General features: G+C 36.4%; 15 protein-coding genes. 8 read left to right on the forward strand and 7 right to left on the reverse strand.

Features of this window, described 5'->3' with window-relative positions:
- Positions 1–304: 304 nt before the first annotated feature.
- Positions 305–697: a 30S ribosomal protein S9 gene (rpsI, locus tag Q4503_RS06150; RefSeq protein WP_114326795.1), complete on the reverse strand. Its 393-nt coding sequence runs from the start codon at positions 695–697 to the stop codon at positions 305–307.
- 3 nt (positions 698–700) lie between these two features.
- Positions 701–1,129 carry a 50S ribosomal protein L13 gene (rplM, locus tag Q4503_RS06155; RefSeq protein ID WP_215974257.1) on the reverse strand — a complete coding sequence of 143 codons (429 nt, stop codon included), beginning with the start codon at positions 1,127–1,129 and terminating at the stop codon, positions 701–703.
- Between the two features lie 531 nt (positions 1,130–1,660).
- On the opposite strand from rplM, the gene Q4503_RS06160 reads away from it, so the two are divergent.
- From Q4503_RS06160 to yacG, 7 genes are all read left to right on the forward strand, one after another.
- On the forward strand, positions 1,661–2,110 hold the full coding sequence (locus Q4503_RS06160; RefSeq protein ID WP_303601707.1) for a prepilin-type N-terminal cleavage/methylation domain-containing protein: 450 nt from the start codon (positions 1,661–1,663) through the stop codon (positions 2,108–2,110).
- A 206-nt stretch (positions 2,111–2,316) separates the two neighbouring features.
- Complete coding sequence (pilB, locus tag Q4503_RS06165; protein WP_215974256.1) at positions 2,317–4,020, forward strand: type IV-A pilus assembly ATPase PilB; 1,704 nt, start codon at positions 2,317–2,319, stop codon at positions 4,018–4,020.
- Positions 4,021–4,062: 42 nt separating this feature from the next.
- On the forward strand, positions 4,063–5,310 hold the full coding sequence (locus Q4503_RS06170) for a type II secretion system F family protein (RefSeq protein ID WP_215974255.1): 1,248 nt from the start codon (positions 4,063–4,065) through the stop codon (positions 5,308–5,310).
- Positions 5,311–5,447: 137 nt separating this feature from the next.
- On the forward strand, positions 5,448–6,332 hold the full coding sequence (locus tag Q4503_RS06175; RefSeq protein ID WP_303601708.1) for an A24 family peptidase: 885 nt from the start codon (positions 5,448–5,450) through the stop codon (positions 6,330–6,332).
- Positions 6,333–6,414: 82 nt separating this feature from the next.
- Positions 6,415–7,038 carry a dephospho-CoA kinase gene (coaE, locus tag Q4503_RS06180; RefSeq protein WP_303601709.1) on the forward strand — a complete coding sequence of 208 codons (624 nt, stop codon included), beginning with the start codon at positions 6,415–6,417 and terminating at the stop codon, positions 7,036–7,038.
- 156 nt (positions 7,039–7,194) lie between these two features.
- Positions 7,195–7,941 carry a cell division protein ZapD gene (zapD, locus tag Q4503_RS06185; protein ID WP_303601710.1) on the forward strand — a complete coding sequence of 249 codons (747 nt, stop codon included), beginning with the start codon at positions 7,195–7,197 and terminating at the stop codon, positions 7,939–7,941.
- Between the two features lie 98 nt (positions 7,942–8,039).
- Positions 8,040–8,276 (forward strand): DNA gyrase inhibitor YacG, encoded by a 237-nt coding sequence (gene yacG, locus Q4503_RS06190; RefSeq protein ID WP_215974251.1) that lies wholly within the window; start codon positions 8,040–8,042, stop codon positions 8,274–8,276.
- Positions 8,277–8,318: 42 nt separating this feature from the next.
- On the opposite strand, the gene mutT is transcribed toward yacG, so the two are convergent.
- The 3 genes from mutT to Q4503_RS06205 all read right to left on the reverse strand — a co-directional run bounded on the left by mutT (position 8,319) and on the right by Q4503_RS06205 (position 12,409).
- A complete protein-coding gene (gene mutT / locus Q4503_RS06195) occupies positions 8,319–8,744 on the reverse strand; it encodes an 8-oxo-dGTP diphosphatase MutT (protein WP_215974250.1) in 426 nt (141 codons plus the stop codon).
- Between the two features lie 13 nt (positions 8,745–8,757).
- A complete protein-coding gene (gene secA, locus Q4503_RS06200; RefSeq protein ID WP_303601711.1) occupies positions 8,758–11,463 on the reverse strand; it encodes a preprotein translocase subunit SecA in 2,706 nt (901 codons plus the stop codon).
- Between the two features lie 181 nt (positions 11,464–11,644).
- Entirely contained in the window at positions 11,645–12,409 is a 765-nt protein-coding gene (locus tag Q4503_RS06205; RefSeq protein ID WP_303601712.1) for a M23 family metallopeptidase, read from the reverse strand.
- An 85-nt stretch (positions 12,410–12,494) separates the two neighbouring features.
- Here Q4503_RS06205 and Q4503_RS06210 point away from each other — a divergent pair, with 85 nt between their 5' ends.
- On the forward strand, positions 12,495–13,031 hold the full coding sequence (locus tag Q4503_RS06210) for a DUF721 domain-containing protein (protein WP_303601713.1): 537 nt from the start codon (positions 12,495–12,497) through the stop codon (positions 13,029–13,031).
- Positions 13,032–13,198: 167 nt separating this feature from the next.
- On the opposite strand, the gene lpxC is transcribed toward Q4503_RS06210, so the two are convergent.
- Together lpxC and ftsZ are read right to left on the reverse strand one after the other, a co-directional pair.
- On the reverse strand, positions 13,199–14,119 hold the full coding sequence (lpxC, locus tag Q4503_RS06215; RefSeq protein WP_215974306.1) for a UDP-3-O-acyl-N-acetylglucosamine deacetylase: 921 nt from the start codon (positions 14,117–14,119) through the stop codon (positions 13,199–13,201).
- Between the two features lie 326 nt (positions 14,120–14,445).
- Positions 14,446–15,609, reverse strand: coding sequence for a cell division protein FtsZ (gene ftsZ / locus Q4503_RS06220; RefSeq protein ID WP_215974247.1), 1,164 nt, complete (start codon positions 15,607–15,609; stop codon positions 14,446–14,448).
- Positions 15,610–15,623 lie beyond the last annotated feature (14 nt).

The following is a 15,623-nucleotide window of genomic DNA, read 5'->3' on the forward strand; positions in this document are numbered from 1 at the left end:
AATGGGATATAACATAATACAGATGTTATTGATGTGTATTTGTGATCAGGCGACTGAAGTCGCTCCTACAAAAACGCTCCACAAAACACCGATGAAAGAATTGATTACCATCACCGTAGGGGCGAATTTATTCGCCTAATTCGTGATTTCGTTGTTCGCCTAAACGCAGCGCTATAACGCTGTAAAATTGAGGATAACGCTGCAAACCTCACGAGGGGAAAAATAAATAATTTACCGAAAAATTAATATAAAAAAACCGACACAAGGTCGGTTTTTTGAATTCGATATATAAAATATAAAGAAATTAACGTTTTGAGAATTGTGGTTTCTTACGTGCTTTGTGTAAGCCCACTTTCTTACGTTCAACTTTACGAGCATCACGAGTAACAAAACCAGCCGCGCGTAAACCGCCACGTAAAGTTTCATCAAACTCCATTAATGCACGAGTAATACCGTGACGAATTGCGCCAGCTTGACCAGAAATACCACCACCTACTACAGAGATATTAAAGTCAAACTTTTCTAACATTTCAACTAACTCTAACGGTTGACGAACAACCATACGAGCTGTTTCACGTCCGAAATACTCAGAAATGTCACGTTTGTTAATTGTGATTGCACCGTTACCAGCTTTCATGAACACACGAGCAGTTGAGCTCTTGCGACGACCAGTACCGTAATATTGATTATCAGCCATTACTTAAAGCTCCAAAAGTTGTGGTTGTTGTGCAGTATGCATGTGCTCAGAGCCTGCATACACTTTTAATTTGCGGAACATTTCACGACCTAAAGGACCTTTAGGTAACATGCCTTTCACTGCAAATTCAAGAACACGTTCTGGTGCTTTTTCAATTAACTTTTCAAAGCTAATTTGCTTAAGACCGCCAGGGAATTCAGTATGCGAATAGTAAATTTTACCTTTCGCTTTGTTACCAGTTACACGTACTTTTTCAGCATTAATTACAACGATATAATCGCCAGTATCAACATGAGGTGTATATTCTGGTTTATGCTTACCGCGTAAACGGCTTGCAATTTCAGTAGCGATACGACCTAAAGTTTTATCTTCGGCGTCCACTAAGAACCATTCGCGTTGTACGCTTGCTGGTTTAGCTACAAAAGTTTTCATTAAAAAACCCAAATTAAAAAATGTTACTTAAATGACAAAACAAACTTATGTTTTATTTGTCGGTTAATAATAGACTACGCAATTACCCCTTCGAGTATCGAGCCTAACGCCTTTAAACCACCCACATCTAAGAATCAGCTATATAATTAAAGCAAAAATCTAAAGAAACAGACTATTTAAAAGACAGTTTGTAACGTAGGGAGCGCGGATTATACAGAAGATTAATAAGAAGATCACGCCCCTTTTCAAAAAAAGCACAAAAAAAATACTAAATAGCTATTGTTACACTATAAAGTTTGAACTATTTAAATAACGAAATATATAAAGCTATTGTTGAGCAATGAATCGTACATAGAAAATAGTTAATAAACTGTTAACTATTTTCCTTAGTGTTAATTAACTTCATCGCCTAAGTAAAGAAAAGATTAAATACTTAATTTAAGTCAAAAAAGTTGCAACATTATTTTACATTTATAAATATATGTCGCATATTAAATGTAGCCCCCATATAAATTAATGGAAATTATGACAATGAAAAACTTAAATACAATGAAGAATATATCTAAACAAGCACAACAAGGTTTTACCTTAATTGAATTAATGATCGTTGTTGCGATTATTGGTATTTTAGCCGCAGTAGCATTACCGGCTTATCAGACATATACTAAAAAAGCTCGCTTTTCCGAAGTTGTTTTAGCAAGTTCAGCTGTCAAAAGTGCTGTAGATGTATGCTTTCAAGGTCGTGGTAAATATGATCTTGGAAATTGTGATACTCTAGCCAAAATTGGTATAACTAGTGCTGGCATTACAAACGGCAACGAAGTAGATACATTAACAATGACTGAAGATACTGCAGTAATTACGGTTAAAGCTATAGCTGACCTCGGTGAAGCCACTTATATTCTAACACCTACAGCCAACAATAACACATTAACATGGTCAGATTCAACATCAAGCTGTATCGCTGCTGGCTTATGTTAATCCTTAGGCTTAAGCTATTGTAAATCAAGAAGCTCCTTCGGGGGCTTTTTTATTGTCTATACTTAGTCAACATTTTTTGAGCTTTAACATTAATTCTACAACTAAGTAAGTTGCTGTAATAAATTTTTGTTATTTTATAGTCTTTTGCGCTACACTGAAATTTGACATTTTCATTGAATTTATTCAAAAGGTTATCTGTAAACATTATGAAAGGCAATCACCAGCAATCCAGTGTTTTATCGGCTTTGTCTACAGAGCATCTTATACCGCTTACTAATGTCGATGATATTTTTAATGACTTCACAGGGAAAGATAAACCTTTTATTCGCTACTTAGTCGAAGATAAAAAAATCGACAGCAAAAAGATTGCTGCTATTTTATCTTATAAGTTCGGTTATCCTTATATACAACTTAGTAATTTTGATACAACTTTGGTGCCTGATGGGGTTCGTAATGAAAAACTCATTACTAAACATAATGCCTTGCCATTATTTTTACGTGGCAAAGTGCTTTTTGTCGCCATGTCAGATCCTACCGACCTTGATGCCTTAGAAGAAATACAATTTAATACTGGCTATAGTACTGAACTGATATTAACTGATGAGCTTGGCTTACAAGCTTGTATTGAAAAAGTATTAGAAGATGAAGGTGGCTCCCTTAATATTACTGATATTGATTCTAATGAGTTATCGGGTATAGACGTTCAAGAAGATCAAAGTGACGATGACCCGGTTAGTACAGGTGAAGATGACGCACCTATTGTTGTTTTTATCAATAAAATTTTATTAGATGCCATCAAAAAAGGCGCCTCTGATTTACATTTTGAACCTTATGAAAAGTCTTTTCGCATTCGTTTTCGTATTGATGGCATTTTAACTGAAATTGCGCGTCCACCAGTAAGTCTATCATCACGTATGTCAGCTCGTTTGAAAGTGATGGCAAAACTTGATATCGCTGAACGGCGCGTACCACAAGATGGCCGCATAAAATTATCACTTTCTAAGAAAAAGTCTATTGATTTCCGAGTCAGTACCTTACCCACAATGTGGGGTGAAAAAATAGTAATGCGTATTTTGGACTCTTCCAGCGCTATGCTCGGTATTGATATGTTGGGCTATGAACCAGCTCAGAAAAAAATATACATGGAAGCACTAGAGCAACCACAAGGCATGATTTTAGTCACCGGACCAACAGGCTCGGGTAAAACTGTTTCGCTATATACAGGGTTGAATATTCTCAATACCGCTGAACGTAATATTTCTACCGCAGAAGACCCTGTAGAGATTAATTTAGAAGGTATTAACCAGGTACAAATTAATAACCGAGCGGGTTTAACATTTCCTAGCGCGTTACGTTCTTTTTTGCGTCAAGATCCTGATATTGTTATGGTTGGTGAAATTCGAGATTTAGAAACCGCAGAAATCGCAATAAAAGCCGCACAAACAGGACATTTAGTATTATCGACCTTGCATACTAACTCGGCTGCAGAAACCTTAACTCGTTTACTTAATATGGGAGTGCCTGCTTATAACGTTGCGAGTTCAGTGACTACTATTATTGCACAACGATTAGCAAGGCGTTTATGCTCACAATGTAAAACCCATGAAGTACTTTCAGAAGCACAACTTGCCGAACAAGGTTTTCCTATAGATAAGTTAAGTGAAATAAAACTGTTTAAGCCTGTTGGTTGTGAACACTGTACTGGTGGTTATAAAGGGCGAGTGGGTATTTATGAAGTTATTAAAATTAGCCCTGAAATCGCCTCTATTATTATGGAAGGTGGTAACTCGTTAGATATTGCTGAGCAGTGCCAAAAAGAAGGTTATAATAATTTACGTCAATCAGGCTTAGAAAAAGCAATGGATGGCATGACTAGCCTAAAAGAAATAAACCGTGTAACCAGCTCCTAGACGATATTTTATATAAATCAGTTATAAACAGTAGGTAATTTTATGGCGACAGCAGTAGCAAAAAAAAAAGCTCCGAAGGTTAAAGCATTAGATGTTTTTACTTGGCAAGGCGTTAATCGAAAAGGTAAAAAGATTAGCGGTGAGCTGCCAGCAAATAATATTATCGAATTAAAGGCGCAATTACGTAAACAAGGTATTACGCCTAGTAAAGTAAAGAAAAAAGCTAAACCACTTTTTGGTTTAGGAGGCGATAAAGCCATTACCCCAGGCGATATTGCCATTATATCTCGACAAATTGCCACCATGTTAGGTGCTGGTGTGCCTTTAGTACAAACTATTGAAATGATTGGCAAGGGTCATAACAATGGAAAAATGCAAAAATTACTCGGTGAAATAGCTCATAAGTTATCATCAGGTATTCCGCTATCTGACTGTTTACGTGATCACCCAAGACACTTTGATGACCTATATTGTGATTTAGTTGCCTCAGGTGAACAATCGGGGTCGTTAGAAACCATTTATGACCGTATTGCAACCTACAAAGAAAAAGCTGAGGCGTTAAAAGCAAAAATAAAAAAAGCAATGACCTACCCTATCGCTGTATTAGTTATTGCCGCTGTTGTAACCTCAATATTACTAATTTTTGTGGTACCAGTTTTTCAAGAAATTTTTGCCGGCTTTGGTGCTGAATTACCTGGCTTTACTTTGTTTGTTGTTGGTATTTCAGACTTTATGGTCGCTTATTGGCATTTAGGTTTAGGTGCTATTTTTGCCTTTATCTTTCTATTCAAACGTGCTCATAGAAACAGTTTAAAATTACGCGACCAAGTTGATAGGCAAATTCTAAAACTCCCCATTATTGGCGATTTACTTGAAAAAGCGGCGGTTGCTCGTTACGCCAGAACACTTTCCACCACTTTTGCTGCCGGTGTCCCATTAATAGATGCTCTAGAATCAGCGGCTGGCGCTGCTGGCAATGCAGTATTCCGAGATGCCATTCTAGAGGTTCGCACTGAGGTTACCTCAGGTATGCAAATGAATCTAGCTATGCGTAATAGTAATATATTTCCTGATATGGTTATTCAAATGGTTGCCATTGGTGAGGAGTCTGGCGCAGTTGATGATATGCTATCAAAAGTGGCTAATGTCTATGAAGCCGAAGTAGATAATGCCGTTGATAATTTAACAGCATTATTAGAGCCAATGATTATGGCTGTATTAGGCGTGGTGATTGGCGGTTTAATTATTGCGATGTATTTACCAATATTCCAAATTGGCATGATTGTTTAGTTTATTAAGCTCAAGATGACAATACAACAAGCAAGTGAACAATGTAGTACTCAAGTTACTGACAACATGGCATGCCGTAAGCAGTTTGCGACAAGATTTCCAAAGTGAATATATTATTTTTAGATTACGAGTAGTTTATGTTTGAACAAACGTTATTATTTTTTCAACAATCTCCCCTTTTATACTACATTTTTGTCGCCTTATTTTCATTGATCATCGGTAGTTTTTTAAATGTTGTGATCTACCGCTTACCTCAAATGATGCACAATACTTGGTATACAGATTGTCGTGAGTTTTTAGCTGATGAATTAAAAGATATACCGGCGAAAAAAATTACACCACTTAGCTTATCTATCCCTAACTCAACTTGTCCAATGTGTGATCATAAAATACGATTTTACGAAAATATTCCAGTAATCAGTTGGTTACTACTTGGTGGAAAATGTAGCCAATGTAAAAATAGTATTGCTGCCCGTTATCCTCTGGTGGAAGTAGCAACGTCCGTGTTAAGTGTCATAATTGCGTTAAAGTTTGGTGTGTCTATAGAGACCTTATTACTGCTTATACTAACGTGGGGCTTGATATGTTTAACCTTAATTGATTTCGATCATATGCTGCTACCAGACCAAATCGTCATGCCTCTATTATGGCTTGGCTTGTTAGTTAACTTACAAGGGATTTTTGTACCGCTAGCTGATGCTGTAATTGGTGCTGCATTAGGTTACATGAGCTTATTTAGCATATTTTGGCTATTTAAATTACTAACCGGTAGAGAAGGCATGGGGCATGGTGACTTTAAACTTTTTGCCTTATTTGGCGCATGGGCTGGTTGGCAGCTATTACCACTGTTGATATTAATGGCATCAGTAGTGGGTGCATTAGTTGGCATTTCATTAATGCTATTTAAAAATCATCGGCGTGAACAAGCTATTCCTTTTGGGCCTTACCTAGCTGTTTCGGGTTGGATAACATTATTATGGGGTCAAGGTATTTGGGTTTGGTATATCGCTCAAATCAGCTAGTACTATCAGTTGCATTTATTACAATTTATGCACATTTAGCTAAATTAAACAGCTCCCTTATTTTATTAAGAGAAAACTAAATATGTCTGATTTTATTGTCGGTCTCACTGGTGGTATTGGTAGTGGTAAAACAACGGTCACTAATATCTTTGCTAAGTTAGGTATCGATATTATAGATGCTGATATTATTGCTCGGGATGTGGTGGCAAAAGGTAGCCCTGCGCTAACTTTGATTGAAGCGCATTTCGGCAGTGACATCCTTCATAGTGACGGGCAATTAAATCGCGCAATGCTTCGCACAAAAATATTTACCAATGAAGTAGATAAACAATGGCTAAACGCGCTGTTGCACCCTTTAATCAGAAAACAAATTGTTACACAAGCACAGATGTCATTAAGCCCTTATTGTATTATTGTAGCCCCCTTGCTAATTGAGAATAATCTAACTACATTAGTAGATCGCGTGTTAGTTGTTGATGTAAACGAAGCAACCCAAGTCTCTCGCACAATAGCGCGTGACAATAACTCTAAAAAACAAGTAGAAGCTATTATTAAGAGTCAAGTTAGTCGACAAGTTAGACAGTCACATGCCGATGACATTTTAAATAATGATGATTGTTTAATTGAAGATTTAACCAGTGCCGTAGCTCAATTACATCATGCTTATTTAGCGTATGCAGCACAAAAAAAAGCAAACAAAACATAAATAATAACCATATACTGTATCGCTACAGTTAATGAACAAAAAACAAACAACAAATGATTCGCCATTTCTAATGGCTATAGGTAATATAGCCAAATCAATAAAATCTAAATCTACGCTCTCAATTTAATTCCTTAATTTAAATAATGTAATACTCCCATGACAACTATTTTATATGAACACCCTCTTAATGAACGTATTCGTCACTATTTAAAACTTGAGCAACTATTCAAACAAGTTGAGAGTTGCTCTGCTTCAGATATACTTACTTGTCATCACGTTTTTTTTAATTCATTATTTTCTATAATTGATATACTTGATCGTAGTGATGTTCGAGGAGATTTAATTAAAGATTTAGAAAAGTTACAGCAAAATTTAGTTGTGTGGTCTCAAGCACCAAATATAGATACTACAGCACTGGAATTCAATTTAAAGACATCTGTAGCCCTCGTTAGCCAACTAAGAATTGGTAGTCAGGCTTGGTGCCAATTAAAAGAAGATGTATTGCTAGCCAGCTTAAAACAACGCTTTGCGATACAAGGTGGAACCTGTAGTTTTGATCTACCTCAATTACACTTTTGGCTTCATCAACCTGAAACTATTATCAATAAAAATATTTCCCAATGGTTATCTCTACTAAGTAGTATTAAAGGAGCATTGGTTTTAATATTAAAATTTATACGTCAACGAGCTGATTTTAAATTTATTGAAACTGAAAGTGGCTTTTATCAAGATAATGGTGAAGGCTTATTGTTATTACGTATTAAAGTTGCGCAAAGTGCCCAATATTTTCCAACAATTAGTGGTAATAGGTTCCGTTACTCTATCCGTTTCAAATTGTCTTGTGAACAAAATGGTCGCCGGTATTCAAACCAAGCGACTAAATTCGAATTAGCGCGTTGTTAATCGCGATTTTCTTTAATCCTCATTGGCTATAACTTTCTCTACAAGATCAATTAACGTATAATCTCTTTATCAATTTACTAAATACTTAGCTTAATATCATGACTTTAAAAGTACCCTGTCCTAACTGCACCAAAGAAGTAGTTTGGGAAGCAAGCAGCGAATTCCGTCCTTTCTGTAGTAAAAGATGCCAATTGATTGATTTAGGTGAATGGGCTGAAGAAAACCATAAAATTAGCCAGCCAATATCAGGAGCAACCCCGTTAACGGAAGATATGCTTGATGCAATGGAAGATGAATTCTTACTAAATAATAAGTTTTTTGTAGAGCCTGAATAACAAAGAGTTCGTTAGGTTTTTTTATTAATATTGATTTATTAGTTAAATCTTACGTTCAACCAATGCTGAAATAATATCCTGATTTGCTTCTGGAAAATCTAAGCTTTGCAGCTCAACAAGTGAAAACCAACCTTCGCCTTGCCCTTCTTGCGCACTTGGCTCTCCTGCATAGTTATCAACAATAAAAACCTCTAAACACACTTTTTTATCAACACCCTCTTTTTCATGGTAAAGGTGATTAATAGTGATTAATGGCTGGCACGTTAACACATCTATATTTATTTCTTCTTTAAGCTCTCTAGCAAGCGACTGTGCAACACTTTCACCCTCTTCTACTTTACCGCCAGGGAACTCCCACTTTCCGCCTTGATGAGCGTCAGCAAGGCGTTTTGTAAGAAAATATTGAGTTTGTTGTTGCTCGTTGGTTGAAATAATCACCCCAACGGCAACAAGGATAGTTTTAGGCATACTTTGAAGCACGTTAAGTCAATTTACCATGACACTGCTTGTATTTCTTACCTGAGCCACAAGGACATAACTCATTACGCCCAACACGAGGCACAGGCTTTTCTTCTATTCCTTCAGCACTTTGGTGTTGAAATTCAGCAGGCACTTCTGATTTTCTATGTTGCTCTTCTACTGCTTCAACATCAGATTCTGCCTGTATTTGAACTTTTGAAAGAATACCAACAACGTCATATTTCAAATTATCTAACATTTCAGTAAACAATTGGAATGACTCGCGCTTATATTCTTGCTTAGGATTTTTCTGGGCGTGAGCACGTAAACCAATCCCCTGACGTAGGTGATCCATTGCCGCTAAATGCTCTTTCCAATGTGAATCTAAGCTTTGTAACATAACGGCTTTCTCGAATTGACGAAGTACGTCAGCACCAACCACAGCTTCTTTATCTTTGTATGCTTTCTCGAATTCAGCAACAATCTTCTCACGTAAGCTTTCTTCGTGTAACTTTTTATCTTCTTCAATCCACTGTGCAATAGGTAAGTTGGTGTTGAACTCACCTTTTAGCTGCTCTTCTAAACCAGCAACATTCCACATTTCAACTAATGATTGACGCGGAATATGCTGATCAATAACACTATTGATAACATCAGCTCTGATATTATCGACAACTTCACCAATGTCAGCTTCATCTAATAACTCATTACGTTGTTCGTAAATTACACCACGTTGATCATTAGCAACATCATCATATTCTAATAGTTGTTTACGCATATCAAAGTTACGGCTTTCAACTTTACGTTGAGCATTTTCAATACTACGAGTTACCCAAGGGTGTTCTATTGCTTCACCATGCTCCATGCCTAATTTACGCATCATATTTGAAATACGTTCAGAAGCAAAAATTCGCATTAATGAATCTTCCATAGAAAGATAGAATCGTGTTGCACCAGCATCACCTTGACGACCTGAACGACCACGTAATTGATTATCAATACGACGAGATTCATGACGCTCAGTAGCGATAATTTTTAAACCACCTAATGCCAACACATGTTCGTGATCAATTTTCCATTGTTCTTTTACTTTTGCAATTTGCTCTTCTGTCGGTTGTTTATTACCTTTAGATAACTCTGCAATTGCAGCATTTAAATTACCACCAAGTACAATATCGGTACCACGACCAGCCATGTTAGTAGCAATAGTTACAGCAAACTCTTTACCGGCATCAGCAACAATTTGAGCTTCTTGTTCATGAAACTTCGCATTCAATACTTTGTGTTTAATTTTTTCTTTCTTAAGAAAATCAGAAAGGAATTCAGAAGTTTCAATAGAAATAGTACCAACTAATACTGGCTGACCGCGTTTAACACAGTCTTTAATATCAGCTAGAATCGCTTCAAATTTTTCTTCTGCTGTTAAATATATTAAATCAGCTAGATCTTTTCGGATCATAGGGCGATGCGTTGGAACAATAACAGTTTCCAAGCCATAAATATGTTGAAACTCAAAAGCTTCAGTGTCTGCTGTACCTGTCATACCCGACAATTTATCATAAATTCTGAAGAAATTTTGGAAAGTAATTGAAGCAAGTGTTTGATTTTCATTTTGAATTTTCACACCTTCTTTCGCTTCAACAGCTTGATGTAAACCTTCAGACCAACGACGACCTTCCATTGTACGTCCGGTGTGTTCATCAACAATAACTATTTCACCATTTTTTAAAATGTAATCAACATCTTTTTGAAATAGTTTATGAGCACGTAACGCGGCCATTACATGATGTAAAAGCGTTATATTAGCTGCTGAAAACAGTGTATCGCCTTCTTGCAACAGGCCTTTTTCAACCATAATTTCTTCAATGCGAATTTGACCACGTTCAGTTAAATATATTTGCTTCGCTTTTTCATCAATGGTGAAATCACCTTCAACGAAGTCTTCAGACTGACCAGTATCCTCGTCTTTATCTTCTTCATTTTGTACTTCAAGTACCGGCACTATTGCGTTTATTGCTTTGTATAGTTCAGAGCTATCTTCTGCCTGCCCTGAAATAACAAGCGGTGTACGTGCTTCATCAATTAAGATTGAGTCAACTTCATCAATAATTGCAAAGTTTAATTTTTTCTGTGTACGCTCTTCTGGTGAAAACACCATATTGTCACGTAGGTAATCAAAACCAAATTCGTTGTTGGTACCATAGGTTATATCAGATTGATAAGCTGCTTGCTTACTTTGCGGTGACATGCCGGCAATATTACAGCCTACTGTTAACCCTAAAAATTCAAATAATGGACGACACCAATCTGCATCACGTGTAGCTAAATAGTCATTGACAGTAATAACATGTACGCCATTACCTGTTAACGCATTTAAGTATGAAGGTAAGGTTGCCGTTAACGTTTTACCTTCACCAGTACGCATTTCGGCAATTTTTCCATCATGTAATACCATGCCACCAATCATTTGCACATCGAAATGTCGCATATCGAACACACGCTTACTGGCTTCACGTACAACAGCAAATGCTTCAGGTAAAATTTGGTTTAACGTTTCACCTTTAGACAATCGTTCTTTAAACTCACTGGTTTTTTCTTTTAACTCATCGTCACTTAGCGCTTCTAGAATGGGCTCTAACGCATTTATTTTCTTTACTTCTTTGTCCATTTTTTTGATTAGTCGATCATTACGACTGCCAAATATTTTTGTCAACAAATTTACAAACATCTTATTAAACCATTTTGTGAGATTTAGCGCCCAAAACATTTGGAACACTGAGTGAATATTATTATTGTAGTTATACCGAATTATCAGCGCTAGCTACACTTGTTTTTTATTACCGGCTTTACGATATACAAATTTTAACGGATCAATTTGTTTATCGTTATGCAAAATTTCATAATTAACATTAACAATGTATATTTTTGTTGTGAGCATAACGTGTTTTCAACGCATCTCCATGGTTAATTGCAATTAAATAACCATGTATTTCATCTGCCCAACTAACAACGTCCGATGCGGTACTAATGATATCGCCATCTTCTTTACCGGCAAAGTCAATTCCTTTATGTATGGCCGCTCTTCCATTAAAAGGCTCTTTACGCACACCATGATATGAAGATAACCAACCTCTTGTAATAGGTCGACCAGAAAAATAACGTGTATTTTCTATATGGAGACCCAAAGTCAAAGATTCAAGCATTTCCATCTTATTTTCTTGATGCGCTAATAAATTTTCTAATTGTGCTATTTCAACCAGCAATTGGCCAAAAGATTTTTGGTTGACATCGCCAGTAGTTAATGACGGTCCAACATGTGCAGCCAATTTGTCAAAACTAGATTCTTGTTCAGGTATATGAACACTTTTGGCTAAATGCTCACCTAAAAAACCCGAACGTAAAACATGACTTTTTAGCTCAGCAAGCTTTATGGTCAGTACCGTAATCTGTTGCTTTTTAAGTACTATTTTTTTCAAATAATTAGAAGGTATCGTTAGATCATGACTCGTTAAATAACCCGTGTTGTAATTTGACTCTTCACTTCTTGATAATATCAAGTAAACAATAGCCGTAGAAAATAGTGCAAAAGCCAACACAACAGAAAACCAATACAACTTATTTAAGCGCATTGAAAATCTTACATTCTTTCCACGGTATAGTAGTGTTAAACTCATAGATGTTTCTTAATACTTTATCACTTATATTTAACTTTCAAGCTTAATTAATCATTAAAGTAGATTAATTATTTACGGTATAACTATGGCACGAAGACCAAAAGCCCCTAAAGACATGTCTACGTTATTTAATTCGACGACAGGCACTTTGGCACAAATTAAATCAAAAACCAACTCTTTGGGCTTATTGTCGGATATTGTACGTCAAATATGCCCTGACCTGCCAGAAGATGCGTTTAATATTGCTAATTTTGTACATACAACATTAATTATTGAAGTTAAATCACCTGTTTGGGGACAAAGATTACAATTTGAACGTAATACTATTTGCAATCAACTGATGATACAAACCCAAGGGAAATTTTCACACATAGAAATCAAAGTGAATCCTCAAGGCCATCGACAAATACCAAATCAAAGCACATATCAACAGAATACGCTTGAAAGCAGCTCAATTCAAACTAACTCAATAAAAAACCGCTCTTTTTCAGAAAAAAAAGGCTCTGTACAAAGTATGTCGACCGCCACTGCTGAAAATTTATTAAAAATTGCTAAAAATGCACCTAAAGGACTAAAGGAAACATTAGAAAGACTGGCTGCAAATGTAATGAGCAATAAATAACCTGAAGTCAAATTAACGCTATTATCTATGTAATATTAAGCAGCCGGATATAAAGAGAAAGACGACATAATTAAGCATGACTATCAATAAGAATAACAAGCAATAAAAAACCGAGGATCTACTCGGTTTTTTGTATTTGACTTATAATAATCGTCTGTGAATTAACACTAAAAAGCAGTCGCGTTAATTTCCTGATATTCTATTGGTGAGGTTAGCTTATCATCTTCATAAGTTACCCATTCCCACGCATCTTGTTGCTTAAAGACTTCTCTAAGTAACATATTATTTAAACCGTGGCCTGATTTAAAGGCATTTAGCTCACCTAATATACTGGCACTTCCCATATAAAGATCACCAATTGCATCAAGTATTTTATGTTTTACAAACTCATCATCGTAACGTAATTCATTTTTGTTAAGCATACGATATTCATCAAGAACAATTGCATTTTCTAAGCTACCGCCTAATGCAAGATTATGAGATCGGAGAAACTCAATATCTTTCATAAAGCCAAAAGTACGAGCGCGACTAATTTCTTTGATAAAAGAGCAACTAGAAAAATCCATACTCATTGTTTGACAAGTATTTGCAATAACAGGGTGATTAAATTCAATAGCAAAATTAACTTTAAAACCTTCATAAGGTAGCAATTCAGCCCATTTATCTCCCTCTTCAACGCGTATCGCTTTTTTGATTCTAAGGAATCGCTTAGCAGCATTTTGTGTTTCAATACCGACAGATTGAATTAAATAAACAAAAGGTAAGGCACTGCCATCCATAATTGGAATTTCAGGTGCATCAACATCAATAATTAAGTTATCAATACCTAATCCAGCAACTGCTGACAATAAATGTTCAACAGTAGATACTTTAACTTGTTGCTCGTTAACTAAACAAGTACACAAGGTTGTTTCACCAACGGCATCAGGTGTTGCTTTTATATCAACCACAGGGTCAAGATCAACACGACGGAATACAATGCCAGTGTTAGCGGGAGCAGGACGGAGAGTAACCTGCACCTTTTCACCTTTATGTAATCCAACACCTACGGTTGAAACGCTTGTTTTTAATGTACGTTGCTTAATCATATTAGCCTCGATTTTGCTGTTTTCACTTATGTATTGCTTGCGCATTAATTTGCCTATGCACTAACGCAGCATCTTATAAAAGAGTCTTACTAAGAGCCTCTTATTAAGATAACTTGCTAAAGAGCAACAACACAGAACACGCCACCTAATTCGGCGGGCACATAATATAACAAAAAAAAGCAATAAATTCAAAAATCATTGATTATTCGTTATTTACACACGCAGTTTAACTTCAGTTATTAATCTAAATAACAATCGCAAAAAACTAGTCATCCTTGGATAGTTAGTGCTGTAATTATTTATAAATTAACTAGTGTTGTTTAATACTAGTCTGCCTGTTTACGCAAAAATGCAGGTATATCCAGATAATTATCCAAATCTGCATGCGCTACTTTTTGTGCATTGCTGTCAGTCATAGTAATTGTTTCCGCAGCAACTTCTGCTTGTGGTGCTGCTGATGGCGCATAATCAGAGCCAACAACTCTTTGCTCAACCATAGGTGTCGGATTCACTAAAGTGATATCTGGCTTAACCTCTGCACCAATACCTGTAGCAACTACTGTTACACGTAACTCTTCTGTCATATCAGGGTCAATTACAGCACCAACTACAACCGTAGCATTTTCACTAGCAAAAGCTTTTACTGCATTACCAACGGTTTCAAATTCATCAATACTGATGTCCATACCAGCAGTAATGTTCACTAAAATACCGCGAGCACCAGCTAAGTCTACATCTTCAAGTAATGGGCTTGAAATAGCGGCTTCTGCTGCTTCTTCAGCTCTATCTTCACCAGATGCAATACCAGAGCCCATCATAGCGGTTCCCATTTCTGACATTACTGTACGTACATCGGCAAAATCCACGTTAATTAAGCCAGGACGAGTAATTAATTCAGCAATACCTTGCACAGCACCTAATAAAACATTATTTGCGGCTTTGAAAGCATCTAATAAACTTGTACCAGGGCCTAATACTTTTAATAATTTCTCATTAGGAATGGTGATAAGTGAATCAACGCTTTTAGATAATGCCTCTATACCTTGATCAGCATAGTTCATGCGTTTTTTGCCTTCAAATGGGAAAGGTTTAGTTACTACCGCAACCGTTAATATTCCCATTTCTTTAGCAATTTCAGCTACAACTGGCGCAGCACCAGTACCTGTACCACCACCCATACCAGCGGCGATAAAGATCATATCTGCACCCTTTAAGGTTTCCATGATGGTCTCACGATCTTCCTCAGCAGCCTGTCGACCAATATTAGGGTTAGCGCCTGCGCCTAAACCTTTAGTGACATCATTACCTAATTGTAAGGTAACGTCGGCAGATGAATTACGTAGCGCTTGTGAATCAGTATTCGCAGTTATAAATTCAACACCTTCAATGGTTTGGCAAACCATATGCTCTACAGCATTACCACCACCACCACCAACTCCGATGACTTTAATCACCGCTTCTTCATTATGATCTTCCATTAATTCAAACATTTTTCTCTCTCCGT

This window comes from Colwellia sp. 6_MG-2023 (genome assembly GCF_030547765.1).
In the GTDB taxonomy this organism is placed as follows: domain Bacteria; phylum Pseudomonadota; class Gammaproteobacteria; order Enterobacterales; family Alteromonadaceae; genus Colwellia.